At 71.1% G+C, this 18,693-nt stretch carries 15 protein-coding genes, 1 tRNA gene and 1 other RNA gene; 5 read left to right on the top strand and 12 right to left on the bottom strand.

The annotated features are described in order from the left end of the window. The first annotated feature begins 246 nt into the window (after positions 1 to 246). The 4 genes from ACQVFL_RS05075 (at position 247) to ACQVFL_RS05060 (ending at position 4,620) form a co-directional block, all read left to right on the top strand. On the top strand, positions 247 to 1,542 hold the full coding sequence (locus ACQVFL_RS05075; protein WP_431728792.1) for an MFS transporter: 1,296 nt from the start codon (positions 247 to 249) through the stop codon (positions 1,540 to 1,542). Between the two features lie 74 nt (positions 1,543 to 1,616). Beyond that, positions 1,617 to 2,888, top strand: a complete 1,272-nt coding sequence (locus tag ACQVFL_RS05070) for a cation:proton antiporter (RefSeq protein ID WP_431728791.1) — start codon at positions 1,617 to 1,619, stop codon at positions 2,886 to 2,888. Positions 2,889 to 3,055: 167 nt separating this feature from the next. After that, positions 3,056 to 4,090: a trypsin-like serine peptidase gene (locus tag ACQVFL_RS05065; protein WP_431728790.1), complete on the top strand. Its 1,035-nt coding sequence runs from the start codon at positions 3,056 to 3,058 to the stop codon at positions 4,088 to 4,090. Between the two features lie 131 nt (positions 4,091 to 4,221). Beyond that, positions 4,222 to 4,620, top strand: a complete 399-nt coding sequence (locus ACQVFL_RS05060) for a carboxypeptidase-like regulatory domain-containing protein (protein WP_431728789.1) — start codon at positions 4,222 to 4,224, stop codon at positions 4,618 to 4,620. Between the two features lie 30 nt (positions 4,621 to 4,650). Here ACQVFL_RS05060 and ACQVFL_RS05055 read toward each other — a convergent pair whose 3' ends face one another. The 5 genes from ACQVFL_RS05055 to ACQVFL_RS05035 form a co-directional block, all read right to left on the bottom strand. Further along, positions 4,651 to 6,672: a sigma-70 family RNA polymerase sigma factor gene (locus ACQVFL_RS05055; protein ID WP_431728788.1), complete on the bottom strand. Its 2,022-nt coding sequence runs from the start codon at positions 6,670 to 6,672 to the stop codon at positions 4,651 to 4,653. Positions 6,673 to 6,844: 172 nt separating this feature from the next. Further along, positions 6,845 to 8,242, bottom strand: a complete 1,398-nt coding sequence (gene xylB, locus ACQVFL_RS05050) for a xylulokinase (RefSeq protein WP_431728787.1) — start codon at positions 8,240 to 8,242, stop codon at positions 6,845 to 6,847. Positions 8,243 to 8,437: 195 nt separating this feature from the next. Then, positions 8,438 to 9,673, bottom strand: a complete 1,236-nt coding sequence (locus ACQVFL_RS05045; RefSeq protein WP_431728786.1) for an RCC1 domain-containing protein — start codon at positions 9,671 to 9,673, stop codon at positions 8,438 to 8,440. Positions 9,674 to 10,114: 441 nt separating this feature from the next. Continuing rightward, positions 10,115 to 10,187: transfer RNA gene (locus ACQVFL_RS05040), tRNA-Ala, on the bottom strand. Between the two features lie 102 nt (positions 10,188 to 10,289). Then, entirely contained in the window at positions 10,290 to 10,880 is a 591-nt protein-coding gene (locus tag ACQVFL_RS05035; RefSeq protein WP_131053527.1) for a YqgE/AlgH family protein, read from the bottom strand. A 271-nt stretch (positions 10,881 to 11,151) separates the two neighbouring features. Between ACQVFL_RS05035 and mdlC the strand changes: the two genes are divergently transcribed. Then, positions 11,152 to 12,747 (top strand): benzoylformate decarboxylase, encoded by a 1,596-nt coding sequence (mdlC, locus tag ACQVFL_RS05030; protein ID WP_431728785.1) that lies wholly within the window; start codon positions 11,152 to 11,154, stop codon positions 12,745 to 12,747. Between the two features lie 73 nt (positions 12,748 to 12,820). On the opposite strand, the gene ACQVFL_RS05025 is transcribed toward mdlC, so the two are convergent. The 7 genes from ACQVFL_RS05025 to ACQVFL_RS04995 form a co-directional block, all read right to left on the bottom strand. Then, positions 12,821 to 13,789 carry a hypothetical protein gene (locus ACQVFL_RS05025; RefSeq protein ID WP_431728784.1) on the bottom strand — a complete coding sequence of 323 codons (969 nt, stop codon included), beginning with the start codon at positions 13,787 to 13,789 and terminating at the stop codon, positions 12,821 to 12,823. Positions 13,790 to 13,883: 94 nt separating this feature from the next. Further along, positions 13,884 to 14,259: a transfer-messenger RNA gene (gene ssrA / locus ACQVFL_RS05020) on the bottom strand. Between the two features lie 108 nt (positions 14,260 to 14,367). Beyond that, on the bottom strand, positions 14,368 to 14,847 hold the full coding sequence (gene smpB, locus ACQVFL_RS05015) for an SsrA-binding protein SmpB (protein WP_431728783.1): 480 nt from the start codon (positions 14,845 to 14,847) through the stop codon (positions 14,368 to 14,370). Between the two features lie 131 nt (positions 14,848 to 14,978). After that, on the bottom strand, positions 14,979 to 15,854 hold the full coding sequence (gene ftsX / locus ACQVFL_RS05010) for a permease-like cell division protein FtsX (RefSeq protein WP_396696018.1): 876 nt from the start codon (positions 15,852 to 15,854) through the stop codon (positions 14,979 to 14,981). 68 nt (positions 15,855 to 15,922) lie between these two features. Further along, entirely contained in the window at positions 15,923 to 16,603 is a 681-nt protein-coding gene (ftsE, locus tag ACQVFL_RS05005) for a cell division ATP-binding protein FtsE (protein ID WP_117229384.1), read from the bottom strand. A 118-nt stretch (positions 16,604 to 16,721) separates the two neighbouring features. Beyond that, the gene (gene prfB / locus ACQVFL_RS05000) at positions 16,722 to 17,843 is read right to left on the bottom strand and encodes a peptide chain release factor 2 (RefSeq protein ID WP_396696016.1); all 1,122 of its coding nucleotides are present in this window, start codon (positions 17,841 to 17,843) and stop codon (positions 16,722 to 16,724) included. A 231-nt stretch (positions 17,844 to 18,074) separates the two neighbouring features. Then, entirely contained in the window at positions 18,075 to 18,590 is a 516-nt protein-coding gene (locus ACQVFL_RS04995) for a PadR family transcriptional regulator (protein ID WP_396696014.1), read from the bottom strand. Between the last annotated feature and the right edge of the window lie 103 nt (positions 18,591 to 18,693).

Raw genomic sequence — 18,693 nt, 5'->3', positions numbered from 1 at the left:
CCGCAGCCGGGCGGAACCAATCGGACATGTCACCGAGGATTGGTGCAGATACCCCGGTTACCTCGTCATCTTCGGGCCGTTTTTGCCTAATTCCGGAGCGCACCCGCCAACGAGCCGGCCGACGGCACGCTGGCAGAACTGTGCCAAGTGGAAACGGATCCGTCCCCTCAACTGGTCTTTTGTGTGACCCTTGGGGGCAGCCTTTAGGCCGCACCCGCGTCGGCGCCCTTTATCAAGGAGAAGGACATGTCACGGATTCTTGCCACGCGACGGATGCGGCTTTACCTATTGGCGGACACGGCGTCGAACCTCGGCGACTTCGCGTTGTTCCTCGCCATGACGATCTGGGTCAAGACGATAAGTGGGAGCACCTCGGCCGCCGCCCTGGTGATGTTCTCCTTCGCCGCCGGCAGCCTTCTCCTGCCCGCCGCCGGGCTGCTCTCCGACCGGGTACGCCGCCGCCCGCTGCTCATCGGCGCGAACCTCGCCCTCGCCGCCGTCGTCCTGCTGCTGCTCCTGGTCGGCGGTGCCCACCACGTCTGGCTCGTCTACGTGGTGATGTTCGCCTATGGCGCGCTGGGCAGCGTGACCGGTCCGGCACAGCTCGCCCTGCTGCCGTCCCTCATCCCCAAGGACCTGTTGGGCGACGCCAACGGGCTGATCCAGTCGGTCCGTGGTCTGATCCGGGTCTTCGCGCCGGTGGTCGGCGCGGGCCTGTTCGCCTGGCTCGGCCCGGAGGCGGTCATCCTCATCGACGCCGCCCTGTTCGTGCTGGCCGCCGGGGCACTGCTGGCGATCAAGGTGAACGAGGCGAAGCCGGTGCCGTCCGGCGAGCCCTGGCGCACCGAGATCACCGCCGGACTGCGCTTCATCGGCCGTACCGTGACGTTGCGCCAGCTCGTCATCTCCTGCGGACTGGCCATGCTCGTGCTGGGCTTCTTCGAGGCGATCGGGCTGGCCGTGGTCACCTCCGGGCTGGACCGTGAGCCGACGTTCCTCGGCGTACTCGGTGCGGCGCAGGCGATCGGGACCATCATCGGCGGTGTCTCTGCGGGTGCGGTGCTGCGCCGGACCAGCGAGAGCATGACCGTGATCATCGGCCTGGCGATGGTCGCCCTCTCCAGCATGCTGCTGATGGTCCAGATGACGCCGCTGGTGATCGCCGCGATGGCCCTGCTCGGGCTCTGCGTCCCGTGGCTGGTCGTCGGTGCCACCACCGCCCTGCAACGCCGTACGCCGGAACACCTGCTCGGCCGGGCGTCGGCGGCCTTCGAGTTCGCGGTGACCGTGCCGCAGACCATGTCGATCGCCGTCGGCGCGGCCCTCATCGCCCTGCTCGACTACCGGCTGCTGCTGGGCATCGTGGCCGCCGCCGTCACCGTCTCCGCCGTCTATCTGGTCACCCGGCCCGAGCAGCCCACCGAACCCGGCGAGCAGACCGGCGACGCACAGCCGACCGGCGAGCAGGCAGGCGACGCGCAGGCCGGTGAGGTGCTGACCGCCGCCGCCAAGCCGGTCGTGACGCCGACCTCGGACCGCTAGGCACCGCCCACCCTCGCCCGGACCGCCGTCTCTCGGCGCCTGACAACCCACCGTTCTCACCAGGAGACAGGCCCATGTCTTCGCATCAGGTCCCGACACTCCTCCTCGCGTTGGCACTGATCTCGCTGCTCGCCTTCGGGGCGGGCGCGGTGGCACGGCGACTGCGGCAACCTCCCGTCATCGGCGAGGTGCTGGTGGGCATCCTGCTCGGCCCGACCCTGTTCAACGGCCTGATCTCCGACACCCTCTTCCCGACCGACATCCGGCCGTTCCTGACCGCCCTGGCGACGATCGGTGTCGTGCTGTTCATGTTCACCGTCGGTGCCGAGCTGAACGCCGGTCTGCTGCGGGGCCGTCGGATGGTGGCCGGCACGGTCGCCGCCGGCTCCATCGCCCTGCCGTTCGGGCTCGGTGCGCTGCTGGCCCTCTACCTGTTCCCCCGGCACCCCACCGACAGCAAGCCGGGATTCGTGCTCTTCATGGGTGCGGCAATGTCGGTGACCGCGTTCCCCGTGCTGGCCCGCATCCTGATCGACCGGGGCCTGAGCCGCACCTGGCTGGGCAGCGTGGCGCTGGCCTGCGCCGCCATCGACGACGTGCTCGCCTGGACCCTGCTCGCCGTCGTGGTCGCGGTCGCCGGGGCCGGCACCGGGTCCGTCTGGGTGCTGTTGTTCGTCCCGTACGTGTTGGCCATGTTCCTCGTCGTCCGGCCGCTGCTGCGTCGGCTGCTGGCCGAGCGTGACGAGGGCGGTCCACCCCGACCGGCAGCGCTGGTGATCACCCTGGTCGGGCTGCTGCTGTCAGCGGCGTTCACCGACTGGATCGGGCTGCACTTCATCTTCGGCGCCTTCCTGTTCGGCGTGGTGATGCCCCGCTCCGTCCTGCCCGAACAGGGCGTCACCGCCCAGGTCAGCGAGCGCATCACACACCTCAACAGCATGCTGCTGCTGCCGATCTTCTTCGTGGTCGCCGGGCTGAAGGTCAACCTGTCCACCATGGACGTCAGTGACGCGATCGAGCTGGCGCTCATCCTGGCGGTCGCGGTGGGCGGCAAGTTCGTCGGTGCCTTCGCCGCCGCCCGCCTCGGCGGGGTGGCCCCACGACCGGCGGGCGCACTCGCCGTCCTGATGAACACGCGCGGCCTGACCGAGCTGATCATCCTCGCCGTCGGCCTGGAACTCGGCATGCTCGACGGCCAGCTCTACTCGTCGATGGTCGTGATGGCGCTCGTGACGACCGCGATGGCCGGTCCGCTGCTGCAACTGCTCTACCCGATGCCGAGCGGCCGGGACACGGCACCGCCGCACGCTCCGGACCTGGAACCGGCGGGCACCTCCGGCCGGTAGCGCGAGGGCACACCGTGACGGAGCGCCACGCGACACGCCGCTACGGTGTGCCCTCTGTCCGAAACCGAACGTAACGGTGTCGACGGACAGACAGAGACGAGTCTGGATCATCCGGACCGATATAGCTTCCCCATCGACAGCGTCACCGTTCGATGAGGAGGGCCCACGTGACCCGCACACCGTCCATCACCGCCCGACTGCGGATCATGCTCGCGGTCGGCCTGACCGCCGTGCTGGCGTCGGTGGTCGCCGCCGCGCCGGCCGCCGCGGCACCCACCACCACCGCCCGGTCGCACGGCGCCGTCGCCGACTCCGGGGCCGTACCCACCCTCGCCACCCTGCCCAGCAGCGTGCAGCGGGGCATCGACGGCTCCCGGGGCGCCGGCAGCGCCGGTGCCGCCGGCACCGGGGCCGTCCAGCCCGGGCTCCGGTTCGACGCCGGAGGCCAGGCGCTGAAGACGGGCGGAGCCTCGGCCGGTGTGTTCAGCGTGATCGGCACCGACAACCGGGTCCGCGTCGACCCGACCACGGTCTTCCCGTCCCGGGCGATCGTGCAGATCGTGCGGACCACCGGCGGCTCCACCTGGGGATGCACCGGCTGGCTGTACGGGCCCAGCATCGTGGCCACCGCCGGGCACTGCGTGCACCCGGGCGGCGGTGCCGACGGCGGTGGCGGCAACGGCTTCTACCCGCGCGGCGACTTCCAGATCATCCCCGGCCGCAACGGGGCCTCGACCCCGTACGGCACCTGCACCGCGACCCAGCTCCTCTCGGTCACCGGCTGGACCCAGAGCGGCAACGAGACCAACGACTACGGCGCTATCCGGCTCAACTGCTCCGCCGGCAACACCACCGGCTGGTTCGGCTTCTGGTGGCAGGGCGCCACGCTGACCGGCACCGCCAGCACGGTCAGCGGCTACCCGTGCGACAAGACGTTCGGGCAGCAGTGGCGGCACGCCGGGCAGACCATCCAGGTCACCCACGACCAGCAGCTCTTCTACCAGAACGACACCTTCGGCTGCCAGAGCGGCAGCCCGGTCTACCAGACCCGGGCGGCCGGCAGCTCGTTCTGCACCGGTGAGTGCGTGATGGCCATCCACGCGTACGGCGTGCACGGCTCCGCACCGCACTCGACCAACAACCACGGCACCCGGATCACCGAGTCGGTGTTCAACAACCTGATCACCTGGCGAAACGGCTGACCGGAATCGGACGTGGGGTGGGGGTGAACGCCTCCACCCCACGGAACCGACGGCCACTCCGGCACGTCCCAGTAACTGTCCGTCACCAGAAGCGAGGAGACAGTTATGTGCGAGCGAAGCGGGGTTCCGGCGTGACCAGGGGGCGCCTCGGGGCGCTCGCCCTGCTGGTGGCCGCGCCGCTGCTGATCGGGGCCGGTCTGCTGGCGTGGCACGGCGACCGGTCGGTTTCGGACGACGGGCCGGCACCGCCGCCACCCAGTAGCGACACCACCGGCATCGTGACCGGCACCGCCGCCACCGCCACCGGTGACCCGGTGCAGGGCGCCGCCGTGCTGGTCGAGCCGCTCGACGAGCCGGCACCGGCGATCGGTGAGATCGGCGTCCTCACCGGCGACACCGGGCGGTACGAGTGGCGCCTGCCACCCGGCCGGTACGAGATCGTGGTGGACACCGGCGAGCGGACGAGCGAGCCGCAGACCACCACCGTCACGGCCGGCGTGGTCACCACCCTCGACTTCGTCCTGCGCTGACCGCACCGCCACCCGGCCGGGCCGGTGTGGTCAGCGGGCCGCCCGGAAGGCCCGCCCCACCTCGGTGGCCTGGCCACCGGGACGGAACAGGCCGGTCTGGTCCTTGTCGCTGGCGGGCAGCCCGAACCAGGCGTACCGGTGCAGCCACGGCAGCCCGCGCAGCATCCGGGTCGCCTCGGTGAGGAAGGCCGCCTGCTGTGCCTGGGTCGGGAAGCGGACCCCGTTCGAGAAGTCGATCAGCGCGAACTCGGTGAGCCAGATCGGCAGCCCGTACCGGTCGTGCACCGCCTGGAGGTAGGAGCGGAGCTGGCTCACCGCGTTGGCGGTGCGGAAGTCGCCGCCGTACCAGTGCAGGGCGATGAAGTCGACCCGAAGACCGCGTTCCCGCACACCGGCCATGAAGCGGTCGAGCCACTCCCCGGGCCGGTCCCCACCCCAGGCCACCGCCGGGCTGCCCAGCGGCAGGCCGGTCGACTCCAATTGCGGCCACAGGTCCAGCGCCCGCTCCACGCTCATGTTCGCCTGGCCGTTCAGGTCCGGCTCGTTGAACCCGAGCAGGTACTTCCCGTTCTGCCGGGCCTGCCGCAGGTTGGCGGCGGTGACGCTGTCCGCGCCCCAGATCATCGGCACGAACTCGCCGCCGCGTGGGGTGGTCACGCCCGGGTGCGCGACGCTCCAGGTGTAGTACCAACTCGCCCCGGAGTCGGCGAGCGCCCGGTCGACCCCGTCGAACGTCCAGACACCGACACCCTTCTTCGTCGAGGTGGCGGCGGGCGGCGGCGCGGCCGGGCGTACCGCGGTGGGGGTCGGACGGGACGACGGGCCCGCCGACGGCGACGTGCCGGCGGCCGGGGTGGTCGGTGTCGCCGACGGCGTGGCGGAGGAGTCCGGGGAGGCCGACGGTGAGGTCGCCTCGAACGGCGCTGCCGCCACCGGCGGTGGTGGTGCCGCCGGTGCGGACGTGGGGCTGGTCCGTTGCGCGACCGCGATGGCCCCGACGGCGAGGACGGCCACCGCGACGGCGGCGGCGGCCGGCCCGACGACCTTCGCCGCGCCGGCCGGCAGGAGACCGGCCAGCCCGCGCGGACGGGCCGCGTGCACACCCCCGGGCGCACCGCCGCCGGTCTGCACGACGGCGGTGCGCCCGAACGCCTCGACCGCCGTGGGATCCGAGGTCGGAGCGTGGGGGTTCACCGCGCCGGCCCGTGGGGTGACCGGCGCGACGTTCGGGGTGAGGGCGGGTGCCAGCGGCAGATGGGCCAGCACGTGCTCGGCGGTGCCGGGCGGGACGGGCAGCAGCGGGAGCCCGGCGAGCAGCCGGTCGACCGGGAACAGCTCGCCGCCGGAGCCACCGCACCGACCGCACTCGCGGACGTGGCGGGCCAGACGCTTGCGCCACAGCGGGTGGGGTCGGCCGTCCCAGCCCCGGGTCAGGTCCTGCATCCCGGGGCAGTCGGTGGTCCGCAGCGCGTGCACCACGCTCCGAGCCGACTCCAGGTGCTCCTTCATCCGCTGCACCCGGACCGCCGCGTGGGCCGGAGTGAGACCGAGGGCGGCGGCCAGCTCGGTGCGGTCCAGGTCGCCGGTCGACTCCAACCACCAGAGCGCCAGCAACGTCTGGTCGTCGGGGTCCAGCCAACGGGTCGCCTCGGCGACCTCCCGCCGCTGGTCGGTCAGACCGAGCCGGAGGATCGTCAGCCCGGCGAAGTCCGCCGCCGGGTCCGGGACGCCGTACGCGACGTCGAGGTCCGAGGTGTGCTCCTGCGCGGTCCGGCGGCGTTGTTCGCGATCGCGCACCTGGCGGACCGCGATGGCGATCAGCCACGACCGGTAGGCGGTCGGGTCCCGCAGCTCGGTCAGGTACCGCACGACGCGCAGCAGCGTCTCCTGGACCACGTCGTCGACGTCGGCGTGGCCCCGCAACGCCCGGCCGACCACGTTGTAGACCAGCGGCAGGGAGGCCGCGAGCAGGGCGTCGAGCGCCTGTGGTTCGCCCGCACGGGCGGCGATCACCAGACTCGCGTCCGCGCCACCCCGGTCTCCGACCCGCATACCCGCCACTCCTCCACGTGATCGCACCGCCACCGCACTCCGGGCGGACGAGACATCCGGCCGTTGCCTCCCCTCAGGAGACGGCGAGGCCGGGACGAGATAACAGTTTCCGCGAACATCGTCGCCACGGCCACGGCCGGTGAGTCCTACCCGTCGCTGCGCGCCGTCGGTGTCACGTCAGCAGCGGTAGTGCCCGGTGGCGGACGTCGACGTAGCGCTCGTACACCTCGGGGGTGTCGGCGGCGGTGACCTCCTCGGCCTCTACCGGCCACGGCGGCGGCTCGGCGCCGCCGGACAGCGCCCAGGCCGCCTGTCGCGCCGCGCCGAGCGCCACGTACTCGGCAGGGCGCGGCACGCTCACCGGCGCGCCGAACAATCCCGCCGCGACCGCCCGCACCGCGCGGGACTGGGCCGCGCCGCCGATCAGCAAGACCCGGTCGACCGGGACTTGCTGGGCACGGAGCGCGTGGAGGGCGTCGGCGATTCCGCCGAGCGTGCCCTCCACCGCGGCCCGCGCCAGGTTCGCCGCCGACGTGTTCGCCCGTGTCAGGCCGGCGAGCAGACCGCGCGCATCGGGCAGGTTGGGGGTACGTTCCCCGTCCAGGTACGGCAGCAGGGTCAATCCGCCCGCGCCAGGTTGCGCCGAGAGCGCCAGCTCGTCCAACTCGGCCAGTGACCGGCCCAGCAGGTCGGCGACCGTGACCAGCACCCGGGCCGCGTTGAGAGTGCACACCAGCGGCAGGAACCGGCCGGTGGCGTCGGCGTACCCGGCCACCAGCCCGCTCGCGTCGGCGGTCGGTACGTCACTGAGTCCGTACACGCACCCCGAGGTGCCCAGCGAGACCACCACGTCACCCGGCCGCAGGCCGACGCCGAGCGCCCCGCCCATCGTGTCACCGGTGCCGGCCGAGAGCAGCGCGCCGGAGGCGGTCTCCCCGACCACCTCGGCCGGCCCGGCGACCCGGGGCAGCGCCACGTCCCGACCGAAGGCGAGCCGCACCAGATCCTGCCGGTACGCGCCCGCGGCCGGTGACCAGTAGCCGGTTCCGGACGCCTCACCCCGGTCGGTCGTCGGCTCCCCGCCGTCCACGCGCAGCCGGTGGGTGAGCCAGTCGTGCGGCAGCAGCACCGTGCTGGTGCGGGCCGCGCGCTCCGGCTCGGCGCGGGAGAACCAGCGCAGCTTGGTGACCGTGAAGCTGGCCACCGGCACCAGCCCGACCGCGTCGGCCCACGCCTTCGGTCCACCGAACTCGCCGGTCAGGTCGACGGCGGCGCGCGCCGAGCGGGTGTCGTTCCAGAGAATGGCGGGCCGCACCACCTCGTCGGCCTCGTCGAGACAGACCATGCCCTGCTGCTGTCCGCCGACGCCGATCGCAGCCACACCGTCCAGCAGACCGGCGCTGGCCTGCTCGTACGCGGTCCACCACAACCGTGGATCGATCTCGGTGCCGTCGGGGTGTGGGGCGCGGCCCGCGCGGAGCACCTCGCCGGTCTCCGCGTCGCAGACCACGAACTTGGTCGACTGGGTTGACGAATCGACGCCGGCGACGAGGGTCCTGGCGCCACTCATGGCGATGCCTCCGTAGCTCGGTGAGACCCGACTTTACGTCCGACACCCGGATTAGTTCAATGGCCTTACAGAATTCGGCGTCGCGGCGGCGGCGCCTAGCGGACGATCCAGCCGAGGGTGCGGTGCTGTCGGTCCGTGCCGCCGCCCACGCGGCAGCGGCGGGAACCGACAGCACCGCTGGATCGCCGGTGGCGGTCAGCCCGCCAGGGCCGCCTGCACCGGGGTCGACCGGTGCGTGGTGGTGCCGTCGCCGACCTGCCCGAACGAGTTGTCGCCCCAGCACCACAGGCTGTCATCGGTGCGCACCGCGCAGGCGTGATAGGACACGCCCAGGCTGTCCGCCCAGGTGGTGGCGCTACCGACCCGGGTCGGGGTCGACCGGTGGGTGGTGGTGCCGTCGCCGACCTGCCCGGACGAGTTCTTGCCCCAGCACCACAGGCTGCCGTCGGTGCGCGTCGCGCACGACGAGTCGATGCTCGCCTCGACCCGCACCCAGGTGGTGGTGGTGCCGACCTGGAGTGGGGTGGTCTGGGAGCCGACGCCGCCGCCCACCTGGCCGTACCCGTTCTCGCCCCAACACCACAGCGTCCCGTCGGTGCGGACCGCGCAGGTGTGCACGTACCCGGCCGTCACGCCGGCCCACGTCGTCGCGGTGCCCACCTGCGTGGGCGTCGTCCGATACTCCCGGATGCCGAGACCGAGCTGCCCGTCCGAGCTGCTGCCCCAGCACCACAGGGTCCGGTCGGTGCGCGTGGCGCAGGTGTGCGCGTACCCGGTCGCGACGCTCGCCCAGGTGGTCGCCGTGCCGACCTGCACCGGGGCGGTCGCCAGAAAGGGAGTCGGACCGGTGCCGAGCTGACCGTGGCGGTTCTCGCCCCAGCACCACAGGGTGCCGGTGGTCTGGACGGCGCAGGTGTGATTGGCGGCGGCGCTGACTCCGGCCCAGGTGGTCCCGTCGCCGCCCCGGACAGGGCTGTTCCGTTTCGTGGTCGTTCCGTCGCCGAGTTGCCCGTTGTGGTTGCTGCCCCAGCACCACAGCGTTCCCTCCGTGCGGACCGCGCAGGTGGTGTTGATGCTGGCGTCGACGCTCACCCAGGTGGTGGCGTCGCCGATACGGACCGGGGTGGTCCGTTCCGTGTTGGTCCCGTCGCCGAGCTGGCCGTAGAAGTTGTTGCCCCAGCACCAGAGCGCTCCTTCGGAGCGGATGGCACAGGTGTGCAGGTCGCCCGCGGCGACCCGGGACACCGTCGCGGCAACGGCAACCGAGGCGTTCGGTGTGCCCCGGTCGGCGGAGCTGACGCCCGCCGTCGCCGCACCCGCCGTCAACCCGACGGCCAGCACGGTGATCCCGACGGAGGCCGCTGCCGCGACGGCGGCCCCGGCCGCCCGCCGCCAACGCATCCGCAGCCGCCCCTCCCGATGGTCGTTCATGCGCTGTCTCCCTACACATCGTCGGTCTCGTCCGTGGAGGCGGCGCTGCCCCGATGGGTCACCAGCGACCCATCACTTCATATCGACGAAACCCTACATTGACGAGTGTCAGTACCTTGCTCTCGGGTCCACCCCGGCGGGGACCTGTGTCGAAGCCGGTTGCCGCCAACCGTCGAGGGCCGGCACGGTCGAGCGTCACGATCGGCCGACCAATGAGACGGGGAAGGAGAAGCGGCAGCGGTGAAGGGGGCGGCGAACTGCGGCGGGCGACCGAAGGCCGCGCCCCCCGTCCGTCCACACGCCCGTCACCGGACCAGTGGCGACGGCCACTCATCGGCTCTGCGGACCGTACGGCCCATCCTGGGATCGAACGGGGATCAAATGATCAAGGGCTCGTCCACCACTGCTCGGTGAACAAGCCCTTGACCTGCTACTTAAGGGTGGAGCCGAGGGGACTCGAACCCCTGACCCCCACACTGCCAGTGTGGTGCGCTACCAGCTGCGCCACGGCCCCTTGCTGTCGCGCCCGGTCACCCGGGCACTGGAAGAACTATACACACGGCCGTCGGCATGGTCATCTCGCGGGGTCCCCCGCGAGACGGCGTCGCGGGCGGGCTCAGTTCAGTGCCACGTCCGGTGGGAAGTGCGCCACCGCGGCCATCATGCCGCCCTGCCGGCGCAGCACCATCGGCCACAGGTCGTCCGGGCGGTCGACGAACGCGTCACCGGGCAGCGCGTCCAGCACGAACCAGGAGCCGTCCTCGATCTCCTGCTCCAACTGCCCCGCGCCCCAGCCCGCGTACCCGGCGAAGACCCGGATGCTCTCCACGCTCTCCCGCAGCCGCTGCGGGTCGACCGAGAGGTCGAGGGTGCCGACCGCTCCGGAGACCTGGTGGAAGCCCTTGAGTCGACGGACCGGCTGCCGCATCCGGGCCAGGCAGATCGCCGAGTCGGGCTGCACCGGGCCGCCCTCGAACAACACGGCCGGGTGGCGGGCCAGGTCACCCCAGTCGCGCAGCACGTCGGCCACCGCCACCTCGGTCGCCCGGTTGAGCACCACGCCGAGCGCGCCGCCGGGTTCGTGCGCGACCAACAACACGACTGTGCGGTCGAAGTTCGGGTCCTTCAGCGCCGGCGTCGCCACCATCAGCTTGCCCGCCATCGACTCCGTCGCCCGTCCGCCGATCGCCTGCCCCTCTCCCTGCATCACCGCACCCGTCAACCGTGTACCGGACGGCGGAAGCGATCACACATCGGGACGGCGGTCCCGATCGGCACCATCCCCGCTGTCTTTGCCATGCCTGGCACCATAGCCTGCGTCCACGGCGGTCGCGAAGGTCTGATCGTCGGGTGATCGACACCGGTGCCGGCAGGGCGGGACCAAACCGGGCCGAGCGCCGGGGCAGCGAGCGGAACGGGCCGCCGGGCAGACGCGAAAAGCCCTGGACAACCCGGTCGCCCGGATAGATTCGAAGGCGATGACAACGGTCCGGGACACCACCTACGAGCTGCTCCGCGCCCTCGGCATGACCACCGTCTTCGGCAACCCCGGTTCCACCGAGGAACCCTTCCTCCAGGACTTCCCCGACGACTTCCACTACGTGCTGGCCCTCCAGGAGGCGTCGGCGGTGGGCATGGCCGACGGGTACGCACAGGCCACCGGTGCACCGGCCCACGTCAACCTGCACACCGCGCCGGGCACCGGCAACGCCATGGGCAACATCGTCACCGCCTGGCACAACAAGACCCCGCTGATCGTCACCGCCGGCCAGCAGACCCGGGAGATGCTGCTGCTCGAACCCCGGCTCGCCGCCCGACACCCCACCGAGTTGCCCCAGCCGTACGTCAAGTGGGCCCACGAACCGGTCCGCGCGCAGGACGTACCGGCGGCGCTGATGCGCGCGTACGCCACCGCCGTCCAACCGCCCACCGGGCCGGTCTTCCTCTCCCTGCCGCTGGACGACTGGGCCCAGCCCGCCGATCCGCCGCCCCAGGCCCGGACGGTGGCCACCCGGTTCGCTCCCGACCCGCACCGGCTCGCCGAGTTCGCCACGGCGCTGGCGGACAGCCGGTCACCGGTGATCGTGCTCGGCGCGGCGGTGGACCGTGCCGGGGCGTGGGAGCACGCCGTCACCCTGGCGGAGCGGCTGGCCGCCCCGGTCTGGACGGCACCCGCACCGGAACGGACCGCATTCCCCGAGGACCACCCGCACTTCCAGGGTGTGCTGCCCTTCGCGATCGCCCCGCTGGCCGAGCGCCTCCGCGGGCACGACACGGTGCTGGTGGTCGGCGCCCCGGTGTTCCGCTACTACCCGCACGTACCGGGCGAGACGCTGCCCGACGGCGTCCGTCTGCTGCACGTCACCGACGACCCGGAGGAGGCGGCCCGGGCTCCGGTCGGTGACAGCCTGCTCGGCGACGCCGGGCTCGCCCTCGCCGCGCTGGCCGACCGGGTGCCGCCCACCGACCGGCCCGCGCCGCCGGTCCGCGCCGAGTCCCCGGCGATGACGGACGGCGTCCCGCTCAGTGCCGACGCCCTCTTCGCCGCGTTGGCCGCACACTGGCCCGAGGACGGGGTGCTGGTGCAGGAGTCCCCGTCGAACCTGGCCGCGCTCCGGCGGCGGCTGCGGTTCACCCGACCCGGGTCGTACTTCACCATGGCCAGCGGCGGGCTCGGTTACGGGCTGCCGGCGGCGGTCGGCATCGCGCTGGCGCAACATGACACCGGCCGACACCGGCCGGTGGTCGCGGTGATCGGCGACGGCTCGTTCCACTACTCCGTGCAGGCGCTGTGGACCGCCGCCCAACTGCGGCTGCCGCTGGCCGTGGTGGTGCCGGTGAACCAGCAGTACGCCATCCTGAAGGCGTTCGCCGACCTCAAGCAGACACCCGGCGTACCCGGACTGGACCTGCCCGGACTGGACATCGCCGCGATCGCGCGCGGCTACGGCTGCGCCGCCGCCGTGGTCGACACCCCGGACGCACTCGGCGCGGCCCTCGGCACCGCGCTGCGCGCCGACGGCCCGACCGTGCTGCCCGTCCCCATCCGCACCGACATCCCCCCGATCCTCTGACGTCGGTGTCGTAAGGAGGGGTCCCCTGCTATGCACACGGCGTTAGCAGGGGACCCCTCCTTACACACACCCGTCAGCCGGCGGCGACGCGGAGCGGGGAACCGCTGAGCACGTCCAGGACGGGGCGCGCGCCCAGCGGAGCCTTCAGCGTCACCTCGGCCGGGTGCAGGTTGAGCATCTCGTCGCAGCCGCCGGTCGGCGGCACGACCGTGCCGCCCACCACGATCACGTGGTCCCGTTCCCAGACCAGCGGGGTGATCTCGGTGTCGCAGCTACCCACCCCGAGCCGGTAGCGAAGCGTCGCCCCCTCGATCGCCTCGATGTCCTGCGCGCCCACCAGGCCCGGCTCCGGCGGCCCGGACGGCGGCACCGGTGCCGGCGGGGTGGCGACGGCCTCGGCCGCGACCGCGACCCGGGCCACCACCGCGCCGATCTCCGGCACGGTGAACAGCCACGCCGGCACCTGCGCCGCTCCCCGGGTGGTGTGCACCGGCGCGGTGCCCAGTTCGACCCTGGTCACGGTGAGCGCGACACAGTCACCCTGCGGCCGGCTGCCGACCGCGCCGTCCGGTCCCCCACCCGGCGCGGGCGCCGGTGGGATGGCGGGGTCCGTCGGACCCGGACAGGCACCGGGGTCGCCCTGGCGCAGTTCGCGGTACGCCTGTGCCGCGCTGACCAGCGGCACCCGCGTCGATCCGTGCGGGAAGCGTACGGTCCCCTCGGCCGGCTTCCGGTCGGGCAGGTCCACGGTGGCGCGGTACCACCCGGCCTGGAAGGCGGTCTTGGTCTGCGGGGTGAAGTCGGGCTCGCCGACGAGCACGGTGGGTTCCTGCAACGGCACGAAGCCCGTGGTCCACGCGTCGTCGGGCTGCCACGCCTGCGCCACGGCCGCCGCCCGTTGGGTGAACGCCCCCGGACGGTCCTGCGGGCCACCCGATCCGCCGGAGGCGGCACCGGACTCGTCCGGCTCGGTACCCACCGGGGCGCACCCGGCCACGATCATCATCAGGGGCAGGCCCAACAGGGCGAGTGATCGGCGCATACCGGGTTCGACGGGTGCACGCCCGACGGGGTTCCGCAATCGGAGCGGGAACGACTGCGCGCCCCGGTCGTGACGACCGGGGCGCGCAGTACGGGGGTGGAGGTGCCGGGAATCGAACCCGGGTCCTTCGCTGCCTTGTCAGGGCTTCTCCGAGCGCAGCTCGCTGTGCCTCTACTCGGCCCCTCCGATCACGCGAGCGAGTCGGTGTGACGGGCCCAGTCGCTGATTGATCTCGCCGCACGGACCCCGCGACCGGGTCCGGTTGGCCAGCCTTCTAGCTGATGCCGGCTATCTGGGTCGAAGGCGCTCCCAGGCCGACAGACTTGCTACTCGCCTCAGGCGGCGAGAGCGAAGTCAGCGCGATTGTTCTTGGCGCTTATTGGTTTCCGACGAACGATTCTCGAGACGACGTCGGCTTCCTCGGCTCGCTTCCCCTGCCGCAACACACGAAGTCGAAACCAGTCACCCCCTCGACGTGCCGCCGGATCTCCGGCGACTCCGACAAGCCTAACGCCTGCCGCAACCGGATTCATCCCGAGCCCGGGTCGATCGACCAGGAACCGGAGAATCCGGACAAATCAACCATCCATCCCTTTACCGCGCCGACCGACGGCCCGCGCGATCTCCCGATCTGCGTCCCGCTTGGCGAGGTCCTGGCGCTTGTCGTACGCCTTCTTGCCCTTGGCGAGGCCGATCTCCACCTTGGCCCAGCCGTCGTGGAAGTAGACCTGCAACGGCACCAGCGTCAGACCGCTCTCCCGGATCTTGCCGATCAGCCGGTCGATCTCCAGCCGCTTGAGCAGCAGCTTGCGGGTCCGCCGGGGCTCGTGGTTGGTCCAGGTGCCCTGGGTGTACTCGGGGATGTGCATGCCGTGCAGATACATCTCACCGTCGCGCTCCTGGGCGAACGCGTCGACCAGCGACGCCCGCCCGGCCCGCAGCGACTTGACCTCGGTGCCGGTCAACGCCATGCCCGCCTCGTACGTGTCGAGGATGGCGTAGTCGTGTCGGGCCTTCTTGTTGGAGGCGACGATCTTGCGCCCCTTTTCCCGTGGCATCGGCGGCCCCCTCTCTCGTCAACGCCCCGACCGGCGACGTGGCCCGCCGCAGAGCGGAGATCATGCTACCCGAACGACAAGGGCCCGCCCGCGTCGTTTATTCCGACGCCGACGGGCCCTGTCGAGGAGAGCTAGACCCGCAGGTAGAACCGGAGGGTGACCCAGGCGGTGACCGCACTGATCAGACCACCGACACCGGCCATCACCGGGAAGGTCAGCAGGATCTCGCCCCAGCTCACCGGCGCGAAGAGTCCCTGGAGCGCGCTGAGCGCGCCGTCGAACAGGAACACCTTCAACGCGACCAGCGCCCCGAGGCCGAGGACCGAGCCGATCAGACCCGCGACCACCGCCTCCAGCACGAAGGGTGCCTGGATGAACCAGTTGGAGGCACCGACCAGCTTCATGACCGCGACCTCACGCCGCTTGCTGTACGCCGCCACCTGGATCGTGTTGGCCACCAGCAGCAGCGCCGCGACAGCCATCGCGATGGCCGCGACGAGGGCGATGTTCTGCCCGGCGGTGAACAGGTTGAAGATCTTGTCGAGCACCTGACTCTGGTCGACGACCTGGTCGACCCCGGCCGTCCCGGTGTACTGGTCGGCGATGGTCCGGTACTGCTCCGGGTCCACCAGCCGGAGCCGGTACGACTCGGGAAGCTGGTCGGCCTTGACCGCGCTGAGCAGGTCCGGCGAGTCGCGGAACATCTCCTGGAAACGCTGGAACGCCTCGTCCTTGTTGACGTAGGTGACCTGCGAGATCAGCGGGTCGGCGTCCAGTTGGCCGGCGATCGCGGTCCGCTGCTCCTCGGTGACGTCGGCCTCGAGGAAGATCGAAACCTCGATGTTCTCGAAGTACAACTGCTTCATGTCGGCGACCTTGGTGTAGATCAGGCCGCTGGCGCCGAGCATGGTCAGCGAGACCCCCATCGTGATGATCATCGCGATGGTCATGGTCACGTTGCGCCACAGTCCGACCAGTACCTCGGACATGACGTATTTCATCCGCATCGGGATTTCCTCCGGCTCTCCGGCGTGAGGTGTTCGTCGTCAGATCGGGGTGCGGTGGGTTGCGCTCGTCACCCGTAGACGCCGCGGGCCTGGTCGCGAACGATGCGCCCACTCTCGATCTCGATGACGCGGCGCCGCATCTGGTTCACGATGTTGGAGTCGTGCGTGACCATCACGACGGTCGTGCCGGTGCGGTTGATCCGGTCCAGCAGGCGCATGATCTCGATGGAGGTGTCCGGGTCCAGGTTTCCGGTCGGCTCGTCCGCCAGCAGGATCAGCGGGCGGTTCACGAACGCCCGGGCCACCGCCACACGCTGCTGCTCACCACCGGAGAGCTCGTGCGGGTAACGGTGCTCCTTGCCGCCGAGGCCGACCAGCTCCAGGACCTCCGGCACGACCCGGCGGGCCACCGCCTTGGTCTTGCCGATCACCTCGAGCGCGAAGGCCACGTTCTCGTACGCGGTGCGGTTCGGCAGCAGCCGGAAGTCCTGGAAGACGCAGCCGATCGAGCGGCGGAAGTGCGGGCGCTTCCAGGACCGCATCGACGTGACGTCCTTGCCGTTCACCACGACGCGGCCCTTGTTGGGGGCCACCTCGTGCAGCAGCATCTTGATGATCGTGGACTTGCCGGAGCCGGATGGGCCGATGAAGAAGACGAACTCGCCCTTGTCGATCGACACGGACACGTTGTCGAGCGAAGGCCGCGACGCCTTCGGGTACGTCTTCGTCACTTGCTCAAGCTGAATCACGGGTGGTGAGTCTACGCGGTGTAACTGTCGTGCCAAGTCCCACGCCCCGCCGTTGCGGGCCATGTCATCTAATCAGCACGTCAGGTGGAGATCGATGCTGCAATCCGCCCACGATCGATCACGCACTGTCGCCGGCCAGTTGCTGCTGCTTACGCCAACGGATGCCCGCCTCGATGAAGGAGTCCAGCTCACCGTCGAAGACCGAGCTCGGGTTGCCGGTCTCCTGCTCGGTACGCAGATCCTTCACCATCTGATAAGGGTGCAGAACGTACGAGCGCATCTGGTCGCCCCAGGAGCCCGCCGCGTCGGTCTTCAGACCCTGGAGCTTGGCCTGCTCCTCCTGGCGCTTGCGCTCCAGCAGTCGGGCCTGGAGCACCCGCAACGCCGACGCCTTGTTCTGGAGCTGCGACTTCTCGTTCTGGCAGGTCACCACGATGCCGGTCGGGATGTGCGTGATCCGCACCGCGGAGTCGGTGGTGTTGACGCTCTGTCCACCCGGTCCGGACGACCGGTAGACGTCGATCCGCATCTCGTTCTCGGGGATGTCGATGTGGTCGGTCTGCTCCACCACCGGCAGCACCTCGACCCCGGCGAAGCTGGTCTGCCGCCGACCCTGGTTGTCGAAGGGGCTGATCCGCACCAACCGGTGGGTGCCGGACTCCACGCTGAGCGTGCCGTACGCGTACGGCACCTTCACGGTGAAGGTGGCCGACTTCAGGCCCGCCTCCTCGGCGTACGAGGTCTCGTAGACCTCCGTCGGGTAGCCGTGCCGCTCCGCCCAGCGCAGGTACATCCGCAGCAGCATCTCGGCGAAGTCCGCCGCGTCCACGCCACCGGCACCGGCGCGGATGGCCACCAGCGCCTCCCGGGAGTCGTACTCGCCGGAGAGCAGGGTGCGGACCTCCATCTCCTGGATGGCCTTGCCCAGCCCGGAGATCTCCGTCTCGACCTCGGTGAGGACACCGGAGTCGGACTCGGCCTCGGCGAGTTCCAGCAGCACGTGCGCGTCGTCGAGTCGCGAGCGCAGGCTGCCGAGCCGGTCGATCTCCCCGTTGACGTAGGAGAGCTGGGAGGTCACCTGCTGCGCCCGGGCCTGGTCGTCCCACAGGTCCGGGGCGGACGCCTCCTGCTCCAGGCGGGCCTTGTCCGCGCGCAGGCGATCGAGGTCGAGCACCGCCTCGATGTTGCGCAGGGTGGCGTCGAGGTCCTTGAGCTGTTCGGCGTAGTCGGCAGCGGTCACGACAGACAAGACTACTGCTCGGGCGAGGAGTTGAGCGTGCGAGCCCCGCAGTCCCGGGCCAAATACCTCCCCGCTCGGGCGAGGAGTGAGCGTGCGAGCCCCGCAGTCCCGGGCCAAATACCTCCCCGCTCGGGCGAGGAGTGAGCGTGCGAGCCCCGCAGCCCCGGGCCGAAATTCGCCCCGCTCGACCGAGCAGCCGACCTGCGCACCTCGTCGGCAGGCGGCGGGCGGTCAGCCGACGGGGGCGCTCTTGAGCCAGCTCAGGGCGGCCTTGTGGTAGGCCACGGCGAACTCCAACGCGCTGGCGTCGAAGTTGTCGCCTTCCTTCTTGGCGTTCTTGACCTGCTCACGAACCCGGGCCAGGGCCTCGGTGTGGTATTCGTTGGCCGCCGCCTGGAGGTTCTTGAGCTGGCTCGACGAGTGCAACTGCCCGAAGGCGATACGGAGGGCGATCGGGTTGCGGATGGTGTCCCGCCCGGGGTCCTCCGCGAGCCAGCGGGAGAATGTCCGCTTGCCGGCGGCCGTGATCGCGTACGGTTGACTCATCCGCGGCCCGGGTTTGCCCAGCCGGACGAAGCCTCGCTCGGCCAGCACCGGCAACTCCCGGTAGACCTGGCTGCGGGTCATCGACCAGTACGGCGCCAGTCGGCGCTCGGCGGCGGCCATCAACTGGCCACCTGTCATGGGGCCCTCGTGGAGCAGCCCGAGTAGGGCCGCCGCCGTGGGGTTGACTCCGGATTCCGCCATGCCGCTTACGCTGCCACTTTGCTGAGCCGGCGTCCAGGATTTCACCGTTTCGCCACCCATTGGGGTTTCCTATGTGCACTGTCGGCGCACGACGGTCCCCCAA

It is taken from the genome of Verrucosispora sp. TAA-831, from assembly GCF_050780145.1.
Taxonomy (GTDB): Bacteria; Actinomycetota; Actinomycetes; order Mycobacteriales; family Micromonosporaceae; genus Micromonospora.
The sequence above is the reverse complement of the archived record's forward strand: the minus strand, read 5'-3'. Positions and strand labels throughout refer to the sequence as shown.

Coding starts and splice junctions, on each gene's coding strand:
- ACQVFL_RS05075 (WP_431728792.1), top strand. CDS start 247: ATGTCACGGATTCTTGCCACGCGACGGATGCGGCTTTACCTATTGGCG.
- ACQVFL_RS05070 (WP_431728791.1), top strand. CDS start 1,617: ATGTCTTCGCATCAGGTCCCGACACTCCTCCTCGCGTTGGCACTGATC.
- ACQVFL_RS05055 (WP_431728788.1), bottom strand. CDS start 6,672: ATGCGGGTCGGAGACCGGGGTGGCGCGGACGCGAGTCTGGTGATCGCC.
- xylB (WP_431728787.1), bottom strand. CDS start 8,242: ATGAGTGGCGCCAGGACCCTCGTCGCCGGCGTCGATTCGTCAACCCAG.
- ACQVFL_RS05045 (WP_431728786.1), bottom strand. CDS start 9,673: ATGAACGACCATCGGGAGGGGCGGCTGCGGATGCGTTGGCGGCGGGCG.
- ACQVFL_RS05035 (WP_131053527.1), bottom strand. CDS start 10,880: ATGCAGGGAGAGGGGCAGGCGATCGGCGGACGGGCGACGGAGTCGATG.
- mdlC (WP_431728785.1), top strand. CDS start 11,152: ATGACAACGGTCCGGGACACCACCTACGAGCTGCTCCGCGCCCTCGGC.
- ACQVFL_RS05025 (WP_431728784.1), bottom strand. CDS start 13,789: ATGCGCCGATCACTCGCCCTGTTGGGCCTGCCCCTGATGATGATCGTG.
- smpB (WP_431728783.1), bottom strand. CDS start 14,847: ATGCCACGGGAAAAGGGGCGCAAGATCGTCGCCTCCAACAAGAAGGCC.
- ftsX (WP_396696018.1), bottom strand. CDS start 15,854: ATGCGGATGAAATACGTCATGTCCGAGGTACTGGTCGGACTGTGGCGC.
- ACQVFL_RS04995 (WP_396696014.1), bottom strand. CDS start 18,590: ATGGCGGAATCCGGAGTCAACCCCACGGCGGCGGCCCTACTCGGGCTG.